Source organism: Pseudaminobacter salicylatoxidans (assembly GCF_003148475.1).
GTDB classification, from domain to species: Bacteria; Pseudomonadota; Alphaproteobacteria; order Rhizobiales; family Rhizobiaceae; genus Pseudaminobacter; species Pseudaminobacter salicylatoxidans.
The window spans coordinates 271123-287649 of the sequence record NZ_QGGG01000001.1 but is presented as its reverse complement, the minus strand read 5'-3'; the positions used below and the strand labels follow the sequence as shown (position 1 = coordinate 287649).

Sequence of the window (16527 nt, the reverse complement as noted above, 5' to 3'; positions counted from 1 at the left end):
GCACCTACCCGTGGCTGATGCGCGGATCGATGACCGCATAGAGAACATCGACCAGCGTGTTGACGAGAAGGAAGCACAGCACCAGCACGAGAATGCTGCCTTGCACCACCGGTATGTCGCGCAGGCTTACGCTGTCGATCAGCAGCGAGCCGAGGCCGGGCCAGGAGAACAGCTTCTCCACCACCACGGCCTGGCCCATCATCGAGCCGAACTGCAGGCCGAGCGTGGTGATGACCAGCACCAGCGCGTTGCGCACCACATGCCACTTCACCAGCCGGAAGCTGTTCATGCCCTTGGAACGGGCAGTGCGGATGAAATCGGCGTTCATCACCTCAAGCACGGCCGCGCGCGTGGTGCGCGCCAGCAGCGCCAGCGGCGCGACCCCGAGCGTCAGCGCCGGCAATATGATGTTGCGCAAGCCACCGTCGCCATAGCCGAAACTCGGCAGCCAGCCGAGCGTGAGCGCAAACAGATACATCGCAAGCAGGCCCAGCCAGAACTGCGGCAGCGACAGGCCCGAGATCGCGCCCACCATGGTGAGGCTGTCGAGAAGGGAGCCGGGCTTGAGCGCGGCGATGAAACCGAGTGGCAGGCCGATGAAAATCGCCACGCACATGGCCGCGAAAGCCAGCTTCAATGTCGGCCACAATCGCTCGCCGATCATCGCCGAGACCGGCTGGCGGGTGCGGAAGGAGGTCCCGAGATCGAATTTGGCGAGGCTCACCAGATAATCGCCGAACCGCACATAGACGGGCCGGTCGAGGCCGAATTCCTGATTGATCCGTTCGACGAGTTTGGGGTCGTTTCTTCCGCGTCCGTCCGCGATCATGCTGGAGGCAATGCTGCCGGGCACAATGCTGAAAATGACGAATATCAGCAGCGACACCGCGACGATGGTCGGGATCATCTGCAGAAGGCGGCGCAAGACGAAGCGTAGCACCGGTATTGTTCTCCTCCACCTGCGATGCGGCGGCGGATTCCGCGCGAATCCGTGTCGTCACATCGGGGTTTTATGAGCGCCGGGGATGGCGCTCCTGACCGGCCGCACCCGCGAAGGGCACGGCGGCGCGAGGCGGCGGAAGCCGGCGGCCTGATCGCCGGCTTCCCCGTTTCAGCCGTGCTTACCGGTTCGGCACGGTGTCATCGACCCAGAGCTTTTCATAGGACTGGATCGCCATTTCCATGGAGTTGGGCTGAACGCCATGCAGCCAGGGCTGATAGGCCATGACCGCCTTGTTGTAGTTGAAGAACCACACCGGTGCTTCTTCCTGCAGCAGGTTGTTGGCCTTGCGCAGCAACTCGTTCTTTTCGTCTTCCGTCGCGGCCTGACGCGCCTCATCGATCAGCTTGTCGAAGTCCGCATTGTTGAACTTCTCATAGTTGCAGGAAGCCTGCGGGGTCTTGGAGTAGAAGCAGCGCAACGCGGTCAGAGAATCCGGCCCGCTTTCCGACGACCACATGAAGGCCTGGAAATCGCCGCCCGGCACCGCTTCGGACAAGACCGAGCTTTCTACCGGCTTGGCCTTCACCTTGATGCCGACCTTGTCGAGCATCGGGATGATGGCCTCCACGATCGTGAGCCCCCAGCTTTCGTTCTGGGTAGCCGTCAACTCGAACTCGAAGCCGTCCGGATAGCCGGCCTCGGCCAGCAGCGCCTTGGCCTTTTCGGGATCGTACGGATAGGGCTTGGCGTCCTTGTCATACGCGGGCGACGACACAGGCAGCCAGCCGGCGGCGCGATAGGCCTTCTCCTTGGCCAGCCTCTTGATGATCAGGTCGGAATCGATCGCATAGTTAATCGCCTGACGAACCCGCTTGTCCTGGAACGGTTTGAAGTCGGGGTTGAAACCGACATAGCGGGTATAGACTTCCGCCACTTCGAGGATGTTCTTGGCCAGTTCCGGGTCGGCCTTGTAGGCGACATATTGCGCCGGCCCTAGAACCGAAACGTCAACTTCCTTGTTGCGGAACGCCACGTCGCGCGCCGACGCGTCGCCCATGATCATGATGTTGATCTTGTCGGCGTAGGGCTTGCCCTTGTCATAATATTTGTCGTTTTTCTCGACGGTGAGCCGCGATCCCGGCACGTATTCGGCAAATTTATAAGGGCCAAGACCAACGGGGTGGGTGAAGAAGCCTTCCTTCTCCGCCGCGCCGGCCGGATAGATCGCCGTGTAGTTGGGCATGAACTGGAAGGCCGGATCGATCGGATCGGTCAGCGTGATTGCCAGCGTGAAATCGTCGATCTTCTTGAGACCGGAGATTTCCTTGGCCTTGCCTTCGTTGTATTCGGTCGCGCCCTTGATATTGCTGATGTACTGCGCGGCCGGATAGGCCTTCGCGGGATCCATGATGCGGGTGTAGCTGTAGATGATGTCGTCGGCGGTCATCTGCTTGCCGTCGTGGAAATAGGCGTCCTGCCGCAGCTTGTAGGTGTAGGTCAGCTTGTCGTCCGAGATTGAAACGTCGGTCGCCAGCCCCAGCACCGGCTTGTTGTCATTGGCGTCCCAATCGTAAAGCGAACGGTGGATGGCCTTGGCCCAGAACTCGTCCTGGACCTGCGCGGACGCATGAATATCCAGCGACGAGAAGCTGGAGCCGTAGGGCGCGACGAAGTTGATGACACCGCCCGCGCGCGGCTCTTCGGCAGACGCGAAGGACGCGGCACCCGCAAGCAGCGATGCCGCAATCGTCGAGATGATTGCAAGTTTCCTGATCATGTTCCCTCCACTGATTTTTGCGCATCCGACTGCAGGCCGGGGCGCTCCTCTCTTCCATGCGGCGCATCGTTCTCCCTTTGATGCACCGCAATCGATACGGCTTTGAGCCGTGTTTCTATTGTCTTTCGAAAACCACCTCGCCGCCGCGCAGCGTCAGCACGCACTGCGTATCGTTCAGAATCTCTTCGGGCTTTGCCGTCAGCATATTGTGCGAGAAAACAGCAATATCGGCGACCTGTCCGGGCACCAGCCTGCCCTTCACATGCTCCAGCTTTTGCGAGAAGGCGCCATATTCGGTGTAGACCTGCAGGGCCTCCTCGATCGAGACGCGCTCGCGCCCATCCATCACCGTGCCCTTCCAGGTTTCGCGCGTCACCATGCTGTAGATGTTCGGAAACGGATTGGGGTGGCAAACGGGCGAATCGCTGCCCGTGGCAGGCTTGAAGCCGAGGTCCTTCCACGTCTTGAGCGGATAGCTCGACAACGCCCTGTCCTCGCCCAGAACCGAAACATAGGCATCGCCGAAATCGTAGATGAACACCTGCTGCGGACAGGGATAGATGCCCGCCTTCTTCATGCGCTGGTGCTGTTCTTCGGTGGAAAAGCCGCAATGCTCGATGCGGTGACGGCGGTCGGAATCGGGAACAACGGCCAGCGCTTTCTCGTAGGCCGCGATGAGCTGGCCGATCGCGGCGTCGCCGATCGCGTGGCAGGCAAGCTGATAGCCCTTGGCATGCGCATCCATGACCAGCGCTTCGAGCTGCTCGTCGGAAAGTATCCGCACACCCGTGGTGCCGTCGTCGCCGAGATAGGGCTTGCTCATCCAGGCCGTGCGGCCGCCGGCCGACCCGTCGAGGAAGATCTTCACGGCGCCGATCCTGAGCATGTCGTCACCGACGCCGGACACCAGCCCCGCTTCATAGCATTGCGGCACGATCGAGGTTTCCGGGTCGCCCAGCAGCACCAGCCAGGTGCGCACCGGCAACCGGCCGTTCAGCTTGGCGATGTTATAGGCCCGGATCTCGTCGAAGCCGCCGATATGCCCCACCGCCGCGTCCATGACGCTGGTAATGCCGTAGGACAGCAGCATGTTGCCGGCCGCGTCGATGGCGTCGATCATCTGCTCGGTGGTGGCCTGAGGGATCGCCTTGCGGATGAGCCCTTGCGCGTTTTCGGCGACCATGCCGGTCAGCACACCGTTCTTCTGTTCGATCAGCCCGCCATCGGGCACGGCCGTGCTTTCATCCACACCGGCAAGCTCGAAGGCTCGCGAATTGAAGATGGAGACATGGCCGCAGGTGCGCACCAGCATGACCGGATGGTCGGGCGCGGCGGCATCCAGTTCCGACTTGTGCGGGTGACGTCCGACGTCGAGCTTTGTCTGGTCGTAGCCGCGCGCGAGGATCCAGGTGCCGGGCGGAGCGGAAGCGGCCTGCGCCCTGATCTGTTGCAGCAGGCTTTCCAGCGTGGGTGCCTTCTGCGGCGTGGCGTCGAGCCAGCCAAGCGTCAACCCGATCGAGATCAGGTGCAGATGCGCGTCGTTGAGGCCGGGCGTCGCGAACCTGCCGCCAAGATCGATCAGCCGCGTCTTTTCGCCCTTGAGCCTGAGGATTTCATCTTTCGACCCGGTTGCCAGAACCTTGCCCTGCCAGATCGCCAGAGCCTCGGCCACCCCCTCGTGGTAACCGCACCAGATCGTACCGTTATGCAGTATCGTATCGGCCTGCAAACCCTGCCCTGCTGATGACATTCAGCAGTCCCCTCCCTGAGTCATGCCTTGTCGCGAGAAGGTAGCCTCCCATCATAGCAATATGCAATCAAGTCGTTGAACTGCTTAAACCGCACTAAATTTTTCGCGAAACCGCCGACGCGGTTTGACGCTTCGCCGAACACGAGCCAGCGTCTCCGTCGCGAATCCCGGCTCGTCTCGCCGCCCCGAGCGGTTCCAGCAGCCCTGAAACGCCCAGAGCATGTTGCAGCCAAGTGGAATCACTTGGCGCGTCGCATACATACGGCAGAATCGATTAGATGGACCATGATGTCGTCCGAAAACCGCTTCACACTTTTCGGACGACATCATGGTCTATGCGGCGTTGCTCAGATATTTGGCGGTCGGAAGCACGGTGAGCGGTGCGGGCTCGCCCTTGGCGGGCCGCTGGAACAGCATGCGCTGCTCGAAGGCCGTCGAGCGGAAGAACGGAAAACGCCGGATCGTGTCTTCCATATTGTCCGAGCAGCGCGATTGATAGAGATGCACCGGCATGGTCAGGCCCGGATACATGCGCGGCTTGGCCGCTTCCACCGAACGGAAAATGCGGTGGTAGAACGCGGCATGCTCCTCCTTGATCGCCGTCAGGCAATAGGTGGGATTGAAATGCTTGCAGGCCACCACCGCCAGCCGCAGCGTTATGTAGGGCAGCACGCGCAGTTGTGTGGACCACTGCAGGTCCGCGGCAAAGCGGCTGGGGTCGATGAAGCTTTCCCCCGCCGCCACGCGCGGTGCCAGTTCGTCGGCGAAAACCTCCGTGCTGGGCGACACCGGAAATTCCGGACCGGCGTAGTGCAGCCTGATCGTGCTGACGAGATGGCCGTCATAGAAGACGCCGAAGCGATATGAATTCGGCATCTCGTCATATTTGTCGTTGACCATGCGCGAGGCGTCGGGCTTCACCATGCCCACGTCCAGATAGGAATTGTAGCGTAGCCGGTAGATCGCCTCGAGATCCTCGCCGCCGTCGCAAACGCGATATTCCACCTTCTCCAGCACCGAGAAGATGTTCCGTGCAAATGGCGCGTGGACCTCGGTCTCATGCCCGCGCGCGCCAGCGCCCGCCGTCGTCGGTTTGATGTCCCGCATCAAATGTCCCCCATTCCGCGCTGCGGACGGTAGCCGATGCGTCCGGGCCATCAAACATAAAATTTGATGCACCCCCGTTTACCTATCGTTAACCTTAATGCCCGAACGGGGCGCAGAGCCTGTCATTGCCGGGCGAGCCTATCGCCGCGTGGTCCTGCCGCTGGACTTGCCCTCGCCCGCGAAGGGCCAGACGGAATTCGACATCGTCTCGATGCCCGACGCGCTCAAAGCGGCGCCGAACAGGAAGCCCTGAAGCAGGTCGGGCTTGATCGTGAGCGCAAGGATTTTCAGCTGCTCGAAGGTTTCCACGCCCTCCACCGTGACCGTCAGGCCAAGCGAGCGCGACAGGCTGACCACACCCTTGAGCAGTTCGAGCGAACGCTTGTTGCGGGTCACGTCGTGCAGGAAGCTGCGGTCGATCTTGACCTTGTCCAGCGGCAGCTTGTGCAGATAGCTGAGGCTTGAATAGCCGGTGCCGAAATCGTCGAGCGCAATCCGCACGCCGAGATTCTTGATTTCCTCGATGTAGAGGCGTGTCAGCGACTTGTCGTCGAGGAGCACGGTCTCGGTCACCTCGACCTCAAGCCGGCCTGGCGCGAGGCCGGAGGCGGCCAAGGCCTCGCGGACCTTCTCCACGATTTCGCAGGAACGGAAATCCTTGGCCGACAGGTTGACCGATACGCCGATCTGCTCCGGCCATTTGGTGCATTCCTGGCAGGCGGCGTGCAGCACGAAAGTGGTGATGTCGGAGATGATGCCCATCTCCTCGGCGAGGGGGATGAACACCGCCGGCGAAACCGGGCCGAGTTCGGGATGGTCCCACCGGCACAACGCCTCGCAACTGGCGATCCGCATCGTCTCCATCGACACGATTGGCTGGAAGACGACCCGCAGTCCCCTGGCTTCCACGGTCGAGCGCAGATCCGCCTTCAGGAGCTGCTTGTCGCGGAAGGCCGCATCCATCGCCGATTCGAACAGGCGCCAGCCGTTCTTGCCGAGTTCCTTGGCCTTGTACATGGCAAGGTCGGCCTTCACGATCATGGCGTCGACGTCGCTCTCTTCTACGCGCGAAATGACGGCGCCGCCGCTGGCCTGGATGCGCAGCACATGGCCCGCGACATCGACATCCCCCTGGAACGCGGCGAAAATCCCGTCCAGCGTCATCGCGAACTGGTCGATATCCTCGACGCGGTTGAAGAAGATCATGAATTCGTCGCCGCCGAAGCGGCTGACCTTGATGTCATCGGTCACAATGGTCGCAAGCCGCTCGGCGGCTGCATAGATCAGCCCGTCGCCGACCGGATGGCCGAGCGTGTCGTTGACGCTCTTGAAATCGTCGAGGTCGAGCACGGCAAGCGCGCAGAGCCGCTCCCGATCGCCCGTGGCCATGAGTTCGTCCACGATCTCGTGGAAATAGGCGCGGTTCGGCAGATCCGTCAGGTTGTCATAGCGCGCCATGGTCCGGATCTTCTCTTCCGCCTCGATGCGCTGGGTAACATCCTCGAAGGTGATGACGCCGAGATCATCACCGCCTCCGCGCGCGGAAAACTCATAGTGCTGGCCGTTTGAAAACGAAACGAGGACCTTGCGGTCCCGTCCCTCGCGCAGCGCCCGCGTCAATTGCGCTTCGACATAGCGGCAATCCTCCACCGCAAGCATGCCGCCCGCCACGCCGCGCTTCAACAGCGAATGGATCGAACGCCCGAGCAGCGCGTCCGGCGACCGCACCGACATGAGATGCGCGGCCTCGGCATTGGCCACCACCACCTTGCCGTTGGGGCCCAGCATGACCAGCCCGTGCGACATGGTGTTCAGGGCGCGGTTGAAGCGCTGGGCAAGCTGGCCTGCCTGCTTGTGGCCGACCACCGCCGAAAACAGCACGCTGCGGACATTGGCCGCGCTGGCCCTGATGATGAAGAAGAACGGGACGATGAGGAGCCCGAGGATGATATGCGGCGTATCGAACCGCAGGATCAATCCCAGCGCGATCGGCCCCACGAAGGTCGTGGCGAAGATCGCCACCATGGGCGGCGAACCATAGTTGCGGCCGACGACGGAGACGATGGAGCCGAGCGTTACCGATACCGCCGCCAGTTCGGCATAGGGGTCCCGGTAGACATAGATCGAAACGAAGCAGAAGGCGCCGAGCAGAAAGCCCTGTATTGCGCCCTTGATGATGTAGTCCCGTTCCCAGCGGTGCGCCGTTTGCGCATCGTCGATGACCCCGACGCGGTGGAACCTGAGCAGGCTGAGATAGCGCCATACACCCACGGCCAGCAGGGCGGCGGCCATGACCGCAAAGAAAAGCTCGCCGCCTTTCCAGTAAACCATATAGGCGATGAGGGCGTGACACATCGCGCCCACGAGCACCATGTGCACGTTGTCGAATAGCGAACGGATGAATTGAACGTAGACGTCGACAGGAACTTCGTCGGTTCGCTTCTTGACCATCACCTGCGACCCAAATGAGCCTTGCTTATGGCATTGTCATGTTAAGAAAGCCTTATAAGGATTGGGATTTTCGCCGGTTCTGCCGCATCTCATCCTCCCCTGACCAGCATCTTCCATCGAACCCCTCACGCAAAAAGCCACCGTCGCTATTCGGCCGCCTGCAAAGCCGGTGCGGCGTCGCCGCCGGCCAGCCGATCAAGCAGGCGTTCCCGCTCCCCCGTCGCCTTCACGGCGCTTGCCTGCCTGACATGGCCATAGCCGCGGATGAGCGCCGGAACCGACGCAAGCGCCGTCGCCGCCTCGATCCTGTCCGCTGAAAGCGAACTGCCGATCATGTCGAGATCGCCCTCATATTGCGCCAGCAATTCGCGCTCCATGCGGCGCTCGGCCGTGTAGCCGAACAGGTCGAACACGGTGCCGCGCAGGCCCTTGAGCGCGGCAAGCAGCCCGAAACCCTTCATCATCCACGGCCCGAAGCTTGACTTGCGCGGCTTGCCTTCGGCGTCGCGCCTGCCGAGGATCGGCGGCGCCAGATGGAACTCCAGCCGGTCATAGCTCTGGAACTGCGTCGCAAGCTGGCGCGCGAAGGAGCCGTCCGTATAGAGCCGCGCGACCTCGTATTCGTCCTTGATCGCCATCAGCTTGAACAGGTTTTTCGCCGCCGCCGTCGTAACCACGACAGAGCCGGGCGAAGCCTTGGCCTCCGCCGCACGCAGCGCCTCAATGCGCCGGCGGTAGTGCTCGGCATAGGCCGCGTTCTGATAACGGGTCAGGAACGCAACGCGGCGGGCAATGATTTCGTCCAGCGTCTGCGAGGGCGCCGCCTCGGCGGTCGAACGGCCCGGCTGGGCAATCAGCCCTCGCACGAATTCGGGTTCGTGCGCCGCGCGCCGCCCCCAGCGGAAGGCGGCGACATTCATCGCCACCGCCTGGCCGTTGAGTTCGATGGCCTTCTCGATCGCCTCCGCCGAAAGCGGCAGCCCGCCATGCTGATAGGCAAAGCCGAGCATGAGCATGTTGGCGCCGAGCGAATTGCCGAACAGCGCGGTGGCCGTGCGCGTGGCATCGAAGAAATGCGAACGCTCATCGCCCGCCGCCGCGCGGATCGCCTTCTTCAGCCGCTCGGTGGGCAGCGAGAAATCGGCCGAGCGGGCGAATTCGCCGGGCATGACCTCAGCCGTATTGGCGACGAAGATGGTATGGCCCTCGCGCACGGCCGCCAGCACCTTCCTGGCGCCTGAAACGACGAGGTCGCAGCCCAGGATGAGATCGGCCTTGCCGGCCGAGACACGGATGGCGTGGATGTCCTCGGGCGTTGCCGCGATCCGCACATGGGTGAAGACCGAGCCGCCCTTCTGGGCGAGCCCCGCCATGTCGATCAGCCCGCAGCCCTTGCCTTCCAGATGCGCCGCCATGCCGAGGATCGCCCCGACAGTCACCACGCCGGTGCCCCCGACGCCGTCGATGATCGACGACCAGCCCGAACCGAGCGGACGGGGCTGCGGGTCCGGCACGCCGGCCAGCGGGTCGGACTGCCCGGCAATGCCCTCGCCCTTGCGCAGCTTGGCGCCATGCACCGTGACGAAGGACGGACAGAAGCCGTTGACGCAGGAAAAGTCCTTGTTGCAGCTCGACTGGTCGATGCGCCGCTTGCGGCCGAACTCGGTTTCAACCGGCTGGATCGACACGCAATTCGACTGCACGCCGCAATCGCCGCAGCCCTCGCAGACCAGTTCGTTGATCAGCACGCGCTTGTCCGGATCGGGGAAGGTGCCGCGCTTGCGCCGGCGGCGCTTCTCGGCCGCGCAGGTCTGGTCGTAGAGCAGGATCGACACGCCCTTGACCTCGCGCAGATCGCGCTGCACGCGATCCAGCTCGTCGCGGTGATGGATGGTGATGCCGGGCGGGAAGTCGGCGCTGCCGGCATATTTTCCCGGCTCATCGGTCACGACGGCAATGCGCTCGACGCCTTCGGCGCGTACCTGCCGGGCGATCATGTCTACCGTCAGCCCGCCCTCATGCGGCTGGCCGCCGGTCATGGCGACGGCGTCGTTGTAGAGGATCTTGTAGGTGATGTTGGTGCCCGCCGCGAGCGCGAAGCGGATCGCCAGCGTGCCGGAATGGTTGTAGGTGCCGTCGCCGAGATTCTGGAACAGATGCTCGCGCCTGGAAAAGGGCGCCTGGCCGATCCATTGCGCGCCCTCGCCGCCCATGGCGGTGAATCCGATGGTCGAGCGGTCCATCCACAGCGCCATGAAATGACAGCCGATGCCGGCGCCGGCAATCGAGCCTTCCGGCACCTTGGTGGAGGAATTGTGCGGGCAGCCCGAGCAGAAGAACGGCGTGCGCGCGCCCACGTCCTTCGTGTCGGCCAGCATCGCCTGGAACTGGCGCAGCCGGCTGACATGGGCCGCGATTTCTTCCGAAGGGCCGATCACCTTCAGCACGCGTTCGCCGAGTGCTATGGCGATATCGTTGGGGTCGAGCGCGCCCTTGGCCGGGAACAGCCAGCCCCCGCGCTCGTCCTTCTTGCCGACGATGACCGGCTGGTTGGCGGTGTTGTAGAGGTTTTCGCGCAGTTGCACCTCGATCAGCGAGCGCTTTTCTTCCACCACCACGACCGTTTCCAGCCCGCGCACGAATTCGGCGATGTGGTCGAGGTCGAGCGGCCAGGGCGCGCCGACCTTGAACAGGCGGATACCGAGCTGGTTGGCGCGGGCCTCGTCGATGCCAAGGTCGTCCAGCGCCTGGCGCACGTCGAGATAGCTCTTGCCCACCGTGACGATGCCGAGTTTGGCCCGGGAGCCCCCCGAATAGACGATCCGGTTGAGCTTGTTGGCGAAGATGAAGGCGCTGACTGCCGCGCGCTTGTATTCGTGCAGGCGCGCTTCCTGGCCGAGCTGGTCGAGTTCGTTGCGAATGTTGAGGCCGCCGGGCGGCATGTCGAATTCCGGCAGCACGATGTTCAGACGGTCGAGCGAGGCGTCCACCGAAGCCGTCGATTCGATATTGTCCTTCACGCATTTGATGGCCGTCCACGTGCCGGAAAAGCGCGACATGGCATAGCCGTAGAGGCCGTAATCGATCAGCTCCTGCACCCCCGCCGGGTTCAGGATCGGCATCATCGTGTCGACGAACAGGAATTCGGTGGCATGCGCGTTGGTCGAGGATTCGGCCATGTGGTCGTCGCCCATCAGGGCGAGCGCGCCGCCATGTTTCGACGAGCCGGCAAGGTTGGCGTGACGGAACACGTCGCCCGAGCGGTCGACGCCCGGCCCCTTGCCGTACCAGAGCGTGAAGACGCCGTCATACCTGCCCTCGCCGAGAACCTCGGCCTGCTGCGAGCCCCAACAGGCGGTCGCGGCCAATTCCTCGTTGAGACCCGGCTCGAAGACGATGTCGGATTGCCTGAGCTGCGCCCTGGCCTTCCACAGCTGCAGATCGAGCCCGCCCAGCGGCGAGCCGCGATAGCCCGAAACGAAACCCGCCGTGTTGAGCCCGGCGCGCCGGTCACGCTCGCGCTGCATCAGAAGCATGCGCACGACCGCCTGCGCACCCGACAGGAAGACGCGCTCCTTGCCGAGATCGAATTTGTCGTCGAGGGCAACGTCGTGCAGCGTCATCGGGCATTCCTTTGCGACCGGGCGATTCGCGAGCAACGGCCGAAACAGTATGGTTTACTGTTCCTTGCCTTGACGGTCAGGTCAAACGAAAAGCACCCCTGCCCCAAAAGCACAAGTCCCACCGGCAATTGCGACTTTCGTACAGCGCGCGAATGCGGCGAACATCCGCAGTCACCCAGCTGCTTTTCCCCAGTTTTGCGCAGGTCCGGCTCAGGCGGCAGGGCAGGTTACGCCGCGCCCGCCGGGCAAGCGGCCATCGGCATGACCCGCAAGCTCGGGATTGGGCTGATAACCTGGCCCGACGACCAGCGGCCGGTCCGGCAGCATGTTTTGGTCCTGCGACGAAATCATGGTCGTGTCGATGGCCTGCAACAAGGTGCCGTCCTGCCGCTCGATCCTGATTCCCACCTTGTAGCTGCGGTCCCTGACCACGCATTCCAGCGGCGGGCTCTCGATCGTCACCTTCTTGTGCCCGGGAAACAGCTTTTGCCGGATCACCAGCGGCGCACCACCGGCCGGATTCTCGAATGTCGTAACCGCCACCTGCCCCTCGCCGATTGGCTCGATGGGGTCGAGCGTCATCACATAGGTGATCTTGGCCTCGCGATAATTGAACACCATCAGCCGGCCCGAAAGCTCGAACAGCTTGCCGCTGTCGCGGCAGGCGCCCAGCGCCAGCGGCAAGATCAGCAGCACTGCGAGCCAGGATTTGCGCATATGTTCATGCATGGGGAACCTCCTGCGCCTTGCGGCGCCGATAATGGCGTTTCGCCTTCTGGCGATTGCCGCAGACCGCCATGTCGCACCACAGGCGGCTGGCATTGCGGCTGCGATCCACGAACAGCCAGTTGCAATTGGGGCATATCCTGAGCCTCCGCACACTGTCCGGCGACAGCAGTGACAGCGCCGAAACGGCAAGCGCTGCCTCCAGTTGCAGCGGCGTAGCCGGATCGCCGAAGGGCTGGTCGGGCAGGCGCAAATGCTCGTCATGACCAGCCAGCGCGCCGGCGCAGGCGCCGAGGAGTTCCGGCATGTCGGCCGTCGCGACGGCCCCGCGCCGCACGGCATTGCGAAACAGCCTGTCGGTCGCCTCGCGGATCGCAAGCACCTTCGGCAGCGCGCTTCGGATGTCAGCGACGGAAAGCTTGCGCGCACCCAGCTCGGCGGCTCGATACCCGGTTGCGGCGGCGGCAAAGCGCGGGAGTTCCTCCGCCCGCTCGAAACGGTCGAACGAGCGCGCCGGATCCCCGCGATGCACCACTGTATTGGCCGCATCGAGCGCCAGCGCGCCGCCGGAAAAGCGATGTCTCGTCCATGAAATGGCCATTCCTGAAAATCTAACCTGTATTATGCCTTTGACAAGTTAGATTTTTGGCCGCACGCTGGCGACCGTTATGGTGCGCGGCATGCGGTCGGTCCATGCTCTATTTCCTGCAACAGGTGCTGAACGGCGCTCACATGGGCGCGCTCTATGCGTTGCTGGCCTCCGGCTATGTGCTGGTCAACGGCGTGCTCCACCGCACCAATCTCGCGCATGGCGCGATCTTCGCCTTCAGCGGCCAGACCATGATCCTCATCGCCGTCTTCGGATGGCAGGTATTGTGGATGACGCTGCCGATGACGATCGGCTTCGCCATCGTCTCCACCTTCGCCTATGCGACGCTGATCGGCTGGGTGCTGGCGCGCGGCGTGTTCGAGCCCCTTGTGAAAGCCGCCCCCAACGCCATCGTGGTGGCCACGCTCGGCACGCTGATCTTCCTGAGCGAGCTTGCCCGTATCGCCGCCGACACGCATGATTTCTGGCTGCCGCCGCTGCTGGCCACGCCCGTGACCTTCGCCGAAGCCGGCGGCTATCGTGCCACGCTCACCGTCATCCAGTTGCTGAACTGCGCAATCATCGTCGCCCTGCTCGTCCTGTCCGGCATCCTTCTGGGCCGCACCCGCTTCGGGCGCAACTGGCGGGCCGTGTGCGACGACCCGGCGGCAGCGGAAATGTGCGGGGTGGATACGCGCCGCGTCTTTCGCGCCACCGTTCTCCATGGCGCGCTGACAGCGGCACTCGCCGGCATGATGGCAGCCCTTTACTTCGGCAATATCGGCTTCGGCAGCGGCCTCATCTTCGGCCTGAAAATCCTGTTCGTCACCGCCGTGGGCGGATATCGCTCGCCAACCCATGCGGCGATGGGCGCGGCCACCTTCGGCATCGCCGAGTCGCTCTGGGCCGGCTATTTCCCCATCGAATGGCGCGATGCCTGGATGCTGGCGCTGCTGGCCGCAATGCTGGTTCTGCGTTTCTCGGGGCAGGAGGCAGTGCGTCCATTTCGCCACAATTTCTAAGACTTTCGTTTTAGCACTTCCCGAAAACCGCGCATTTCCGGCGACCGCTGGCACAATCAGGCAAGCGAACTGTACCATCCGTTATTGACGCCAGCCCGCCCGGCATTTTACCGATTTAGAAAAAGCGCGCCGGGAGGAACCGCAACGGCGCCATAAACCGTCCGGGGAGGAACCTCATGACAGGGCTGCTCGCTCTTTCGAGAGCCATCGACCGCATCAATGAAATCATCGGCAAACGGGTGGCATGGCTGATCCTGCTGGCCGTTCTGGTCAGCGCCGGCAACGCCGTCATCCGCAAGACGTTCAACATGTCGTCGAACGCCTGGCTGGAACTGCAATGGTATCTGTTCGGCGCAGCCTTCATGCTCGCCGCCGCCTATACCCTCAAGCAGAACGAACACATCCGCATCGACATCATCTACGGCATGTTCTCGCGCCGGGTGCAGCACTGGATCGACCTCGTCGGCCACATCCTGTTCCTGATGCCCTTCAGCATACTGATGATCTGCTATTTCGTGCCCTATGTGAGCCTGTCCTTCCGCTCGGGCGAGTTGTCCAACAATGCCGGCGGCCTCATCCTGTGGCCGGCCAAGGCGCTTCTGCTGATCGGTTTCATCCAGCTCGGCGCGCAGGGCGTATCGGAGATCATCAAGAAGATCGCCGTCATCCGCGGCGACATGGAAGACCCCAACCCGTTCGTTTCGGCGCATGAACAGGCCGAGATCGAAGGCAAGGCTTTCGCAGGTGAGAGCCGCTCATGATCCATTTCATCGCGGAGAACATGGCGCCGATCATGTTCTTCTTCCTCATCGTGTTCCTGCTCATCGGCTACCCGGTCGCCTTTTCGCTGGCGGCCAACGGCCTTTTGTTCTTCTTCATCGGCGTTGAACTGGCGCCCTATTCCGGCGGCTCGATCAATCTGTCCTGGCCGCTGCTCTATGCCATGCCGGAACGGCTCTGGGGCGTCATGTCGAACGAGACGCTGCTGGCCATTCCATTCTTCACATTCATGGGCATCGTGCTGGAGCGTTCCGGCATGGCCGAGGACCTCCTTGACACGATCGGCCAGCTTTTCGGGCCGATCCGCGGCGGTCTCGCCTATGCGGTGATCTTCGTCGGCGCATTGCTGGCGGCCACCACCGGCGTGGTGGCCGCTTCGGTCATCGCCATGGGCCTGATCTCGTTGCCGATCATGCTGCGCTACGGCTATGACCGGCGGCTTGCCTCCGGCGTCATCGCCGCCTCCGGCACGCTGGCGCAGATCATACCGCCGTCGCTGGTGCTGATCGTGCTGGCCGACCAGCTTGGACGCTCGGTCGGCGACATGTACAAGGGCGCGCTCATTCCGGGCCTGGTGCTGACCGGCATCTACACCAGCTATGTGCTCCTGATGTCCATCGTGCGGCCCAAAGCGATGCCGGCGCTGCCGCTCGAGGCACGCACCCTCGGCCACGGCGTCACCTCCCTCGCCATCGCGCTGGTGGCCGCCGGCGCGGTGGCCTATGCCGCCCATGTCGCGCTGACGCCCAGTCTGGGCGTCGACGCCGACATCTGGGGAGCCGTGGTCGGCATCATCATCATCTATGTGGTGGCCATCCTCGACCGGTCGATGAACCTCAACATGATGTCGCGGCTTGCCCAGCAGGTCATCATCGTGCTGATCCCGCCGCTGGCGCTCATCTTCCTGGTGCTCGGCACCATCTTCCTCGGCATCGCCACTCCGACGGAAGGCGGCGCCATGGGCGCGGTAGGCGCCCTGATCATGGCCGCGGCCAAGCAGCGCCTGACGCTGGACGTGGTCCGTCAGGCACTGGCCTCGACCACGCGGTTGTCGTCTTTCGTCATCTTCATCCTGATCGGCGCGCGCGTCTTCTCGCTCACCTTCTATGGCGTCAACGGCCATGTCTGGGTCGAGCATCTGCTGACCTCGCTGCCGGGCGGCGAAGTCGGCTTCCTGATCGCGGTCAACATACTGGTCTTCTTCCTGGCCTTCTTCCTCGATTTCTTCGAACTGGCCTTCATCATCGTGCCGCTGCTTGCGCCCGCGGCGGAGAAGCTGGGCATCGACCTGATCTGGTTCGGCGTGCTGCTGGGCGTGAACATGCAGACGAGCTTCATGCACCCGCCCTTCGGCTTCGCGCTGTTCTATCTGCGTTCGGTGGCCGCGCGCGTGCCTTATCTCGACAAGCTCACCGGCAAGCGCATCGAGCCGGTCACCACCGGCCAGATCTACTGGGGAGCGGTGCCTTTCGTCTGCATCCAGGTCCTGATGATCGGACTGACCATCCTGTTCCCGCAGATGGTCATGCACTACAAGGGTCCGACCGTGAATCCGGACGACGTGAAGATCGAGATGCCGGCGCTGCCGGGTCTCGGCGGCGGCGGTCTCGGCCTGCCGCCGCTCGGTGCGCCGCCAGCTCCCGGCAACAACACGTCGCCTGTCCCGCAGCTCACAACCCCGCCCGCACCCGGCAGCGATCTTTCAGGACCGCCAAGCTTCGACTGACCCTCGAAGCGCCGTCTCGGACAATGAAAAAAC

11 protein-coding genes are annotated in these 16527 nt (G+C 63.2%); 3 read left to right on the top strand and 8 right to left on the bottom strand.

Annotated features, from left to right (window positions below):
* Positions 1-4: 4 nt before the first annotated feature.
* The 8 genes from C7441_RS01255 to C7441_RS01220 all read right to left on the bottom strand — a co-directional run bounded on the left by C7441_RS01255 (position 5) and on the right by C7441_RS01220 (position 12978).
* Entirely contained in the window at positions 5-940 is a 936-nt protein-coding gene (locus C7441_RS01255) for an ABC transporter permease (protein WP_109611367.1), read from the bottom strand.
* Positions 941-1121: 181 nt separating this feature from the next.
* Positions 1122-2720, bottom strand: a complete 1599-nt coding sequence (locus C7441_RS01250) for an ABC transporter substrate-binding protein (RefSeq protein WP_170124970.1) — start codon at positions 2718-2720, stop codon at positions 1122-1124.
* A 115-nt stretch (positions 2721-2835) separates the two neighbouring features.
* Positions 2836-4470, bottom strand: a complete 1635-nt coding sequence (locus C7441_RS01245) for an amidohydrolase (protein WP_109611366.1) — start codon at positions 4468-4470, stop codon at positions 2836-2838.
* Between the two features lie 333 nt (positions 4471-4803).
* A complete protein-coding gene (locus C7441_RS01240) occupies positions 4804-5577 on the bottom strand; it encodes an N-acyl amino acid synthase FeeM domain-containing protein (protein ID WP_109611365.1) in 774 nt (257 codons plus the stop codon).
* Between the two features lie 138 nt (positions 5578-5715).
* Entirely contained in the window at positions 5716-8028 is a 2313-nt protein-coding gene (locus C7441_RS01235; protein ID WP_109611364.1) for a putative bifunctional diguanylate cyclase/phosphodiesterase, read from the bottom strand.
* 146 nt (positions 8029-8174) lie between these two features.
* Entirely contained in the window at positions 8175-11687 is a 3513-nt protein-coding gene (locus C7441_RS01230; protein WP_280523550.1) for an indolepyruvate ferredoxin oxidoreductase family protein, read from the bottom strand.
* A gap of 174 nt (positions 11688-11861) precedes the next feature.
* On the bottom strand, positions 11862-12380 hold the full coding sequence (locus C7441_RS01225; protein ID WP_109611362.1) for a hypothetical protein: 519 nt from the start codon (positions 12378-12380) through the stop codon (positions 11862-11864).
* Positions 12373-12978 carry a CGNR zinc finger domain-containing protein gene (locus C7441_RS01220; protein WP_109611361.1) on the bottom strand — a complete coding sequence of 202 codons (606 nt, stop codon included), beginning with the start codon at positions 12976-12978 and terminating at the stop codon, positions 12373-12375. The genes C7441_RS01225 and C7441_RS01220 overlap by 8 nt, the downstream gene beginning before the upstream one ends.
* 92 nt (positions 12979-13070) lie before the next feature.
* Here C7441_RS01220 and C7441_RS01215 point away from each other — a divergent pair, with 92 nt between their 5' ends.
* The 3 genes from C7441_RS01215 to C7441_RS01205 all read left to right on the top strand — a co-directional run bounded on the left by C7441_RS01215 (position 13071) and on the right by C7441_RS01205 (position 16494).
* The gene (locus C7441_RS01215) at positions 13071-13988 is read left to right on the top strand and encodes a branched-chain amino acid ABC transporter permease (protein WP_109611360.1); all 918 of its coding nucleotides are present in this window, start codon (positions 13071-13073) and stop codon (positions 13986-13988) included.
* Positions 13989-14164: 176 nt separating this feature from the next.
* On the top strand, positions 14165-14749 hold the full coding sequence (locus C7441_RS01210; protein WP_019173283.1) for a TRAP transporter small permease subunit: 585 nt from the start codon (positions 14165-14167) through the stop codon (positions 14747-14749).
* Positions 14746-16494, top strand: a complete 1749-nt coding sequence (locus C7441_RS01205; RefSeq protein WP_109611359.1) for a TRAP transporter large permease — start codon at positions 14746-14748, stop codon at positions 16492-16494. The genes C7441_RS01210 and C7441_RS01205 overlap by 4 nt, the downstream gene beginning before the upstream one ends.
* Positions 16495-16527: the final 33 nt, after the last annotated feature.

Coding starts and splice junctions, on each gene's coding strand:
- C7441_RS01205 (WP_109611359.1), top strand. CDS start 14,746: ATGATCCATTTCATCGCGGAGAACATGGCGCCGATCATGTTCTTCTTC.
- C7441_RS01240 (WP_109611365.1), bottom strand. CDS start 5,577: ATGCGGGACATCAAACCGACGACGGCGGGCGCTGGCGCGCGCGGGCAT.
- C7441_RS01245 (WP_109611366.1), bottom strand. CDS start 4,470: ATGTCATCAGCAGGGCAGGGTTTGCAGGCCGATACGATACTGCATAAC.
- C7441_RS01225 (WP_109611362.1), bottom strand. CDS start 12,380: ATGCATGAACATATGCGCAAATCCTGGCTCGCAGTGCTGCTGATCTTG.
- C7441_RS01220 (WP_109611361.1), bottom strand. CDS start 12,978: ATGGCCATTTCATGGACGAGACATCGCTTTTCCGGCGGCGCGCTGGCG.
- C7441_RS01250 (WP_170124970.1), bottom strand. CDS start 2,720: ATGATCAGGAAACTTGCAATCATCTCGACGATTGCGGCATCGCTGCTT.
- C7441_RS01235 (WP_109611364.1), bottom strand. CDS start 8,028: ATGGTCAAGAAGCGAACCGACGAAGTTCCTGTCGACGTCTACGTTCAA.
- C7441_RS01215 (WP_109611360.1), top strand. CDS start 13,071: ATGCTCTATTTCCTGCAACAGGTGCTGAACGGCGCTCACATGGGCGCG.
- C7441_RS01210 (WP_019173283.1), top strand. CDS start 14,165: ATGACAGGGCTGCTCGCTCTTTCGAGAGCCATCGACCGCATCAATGAA.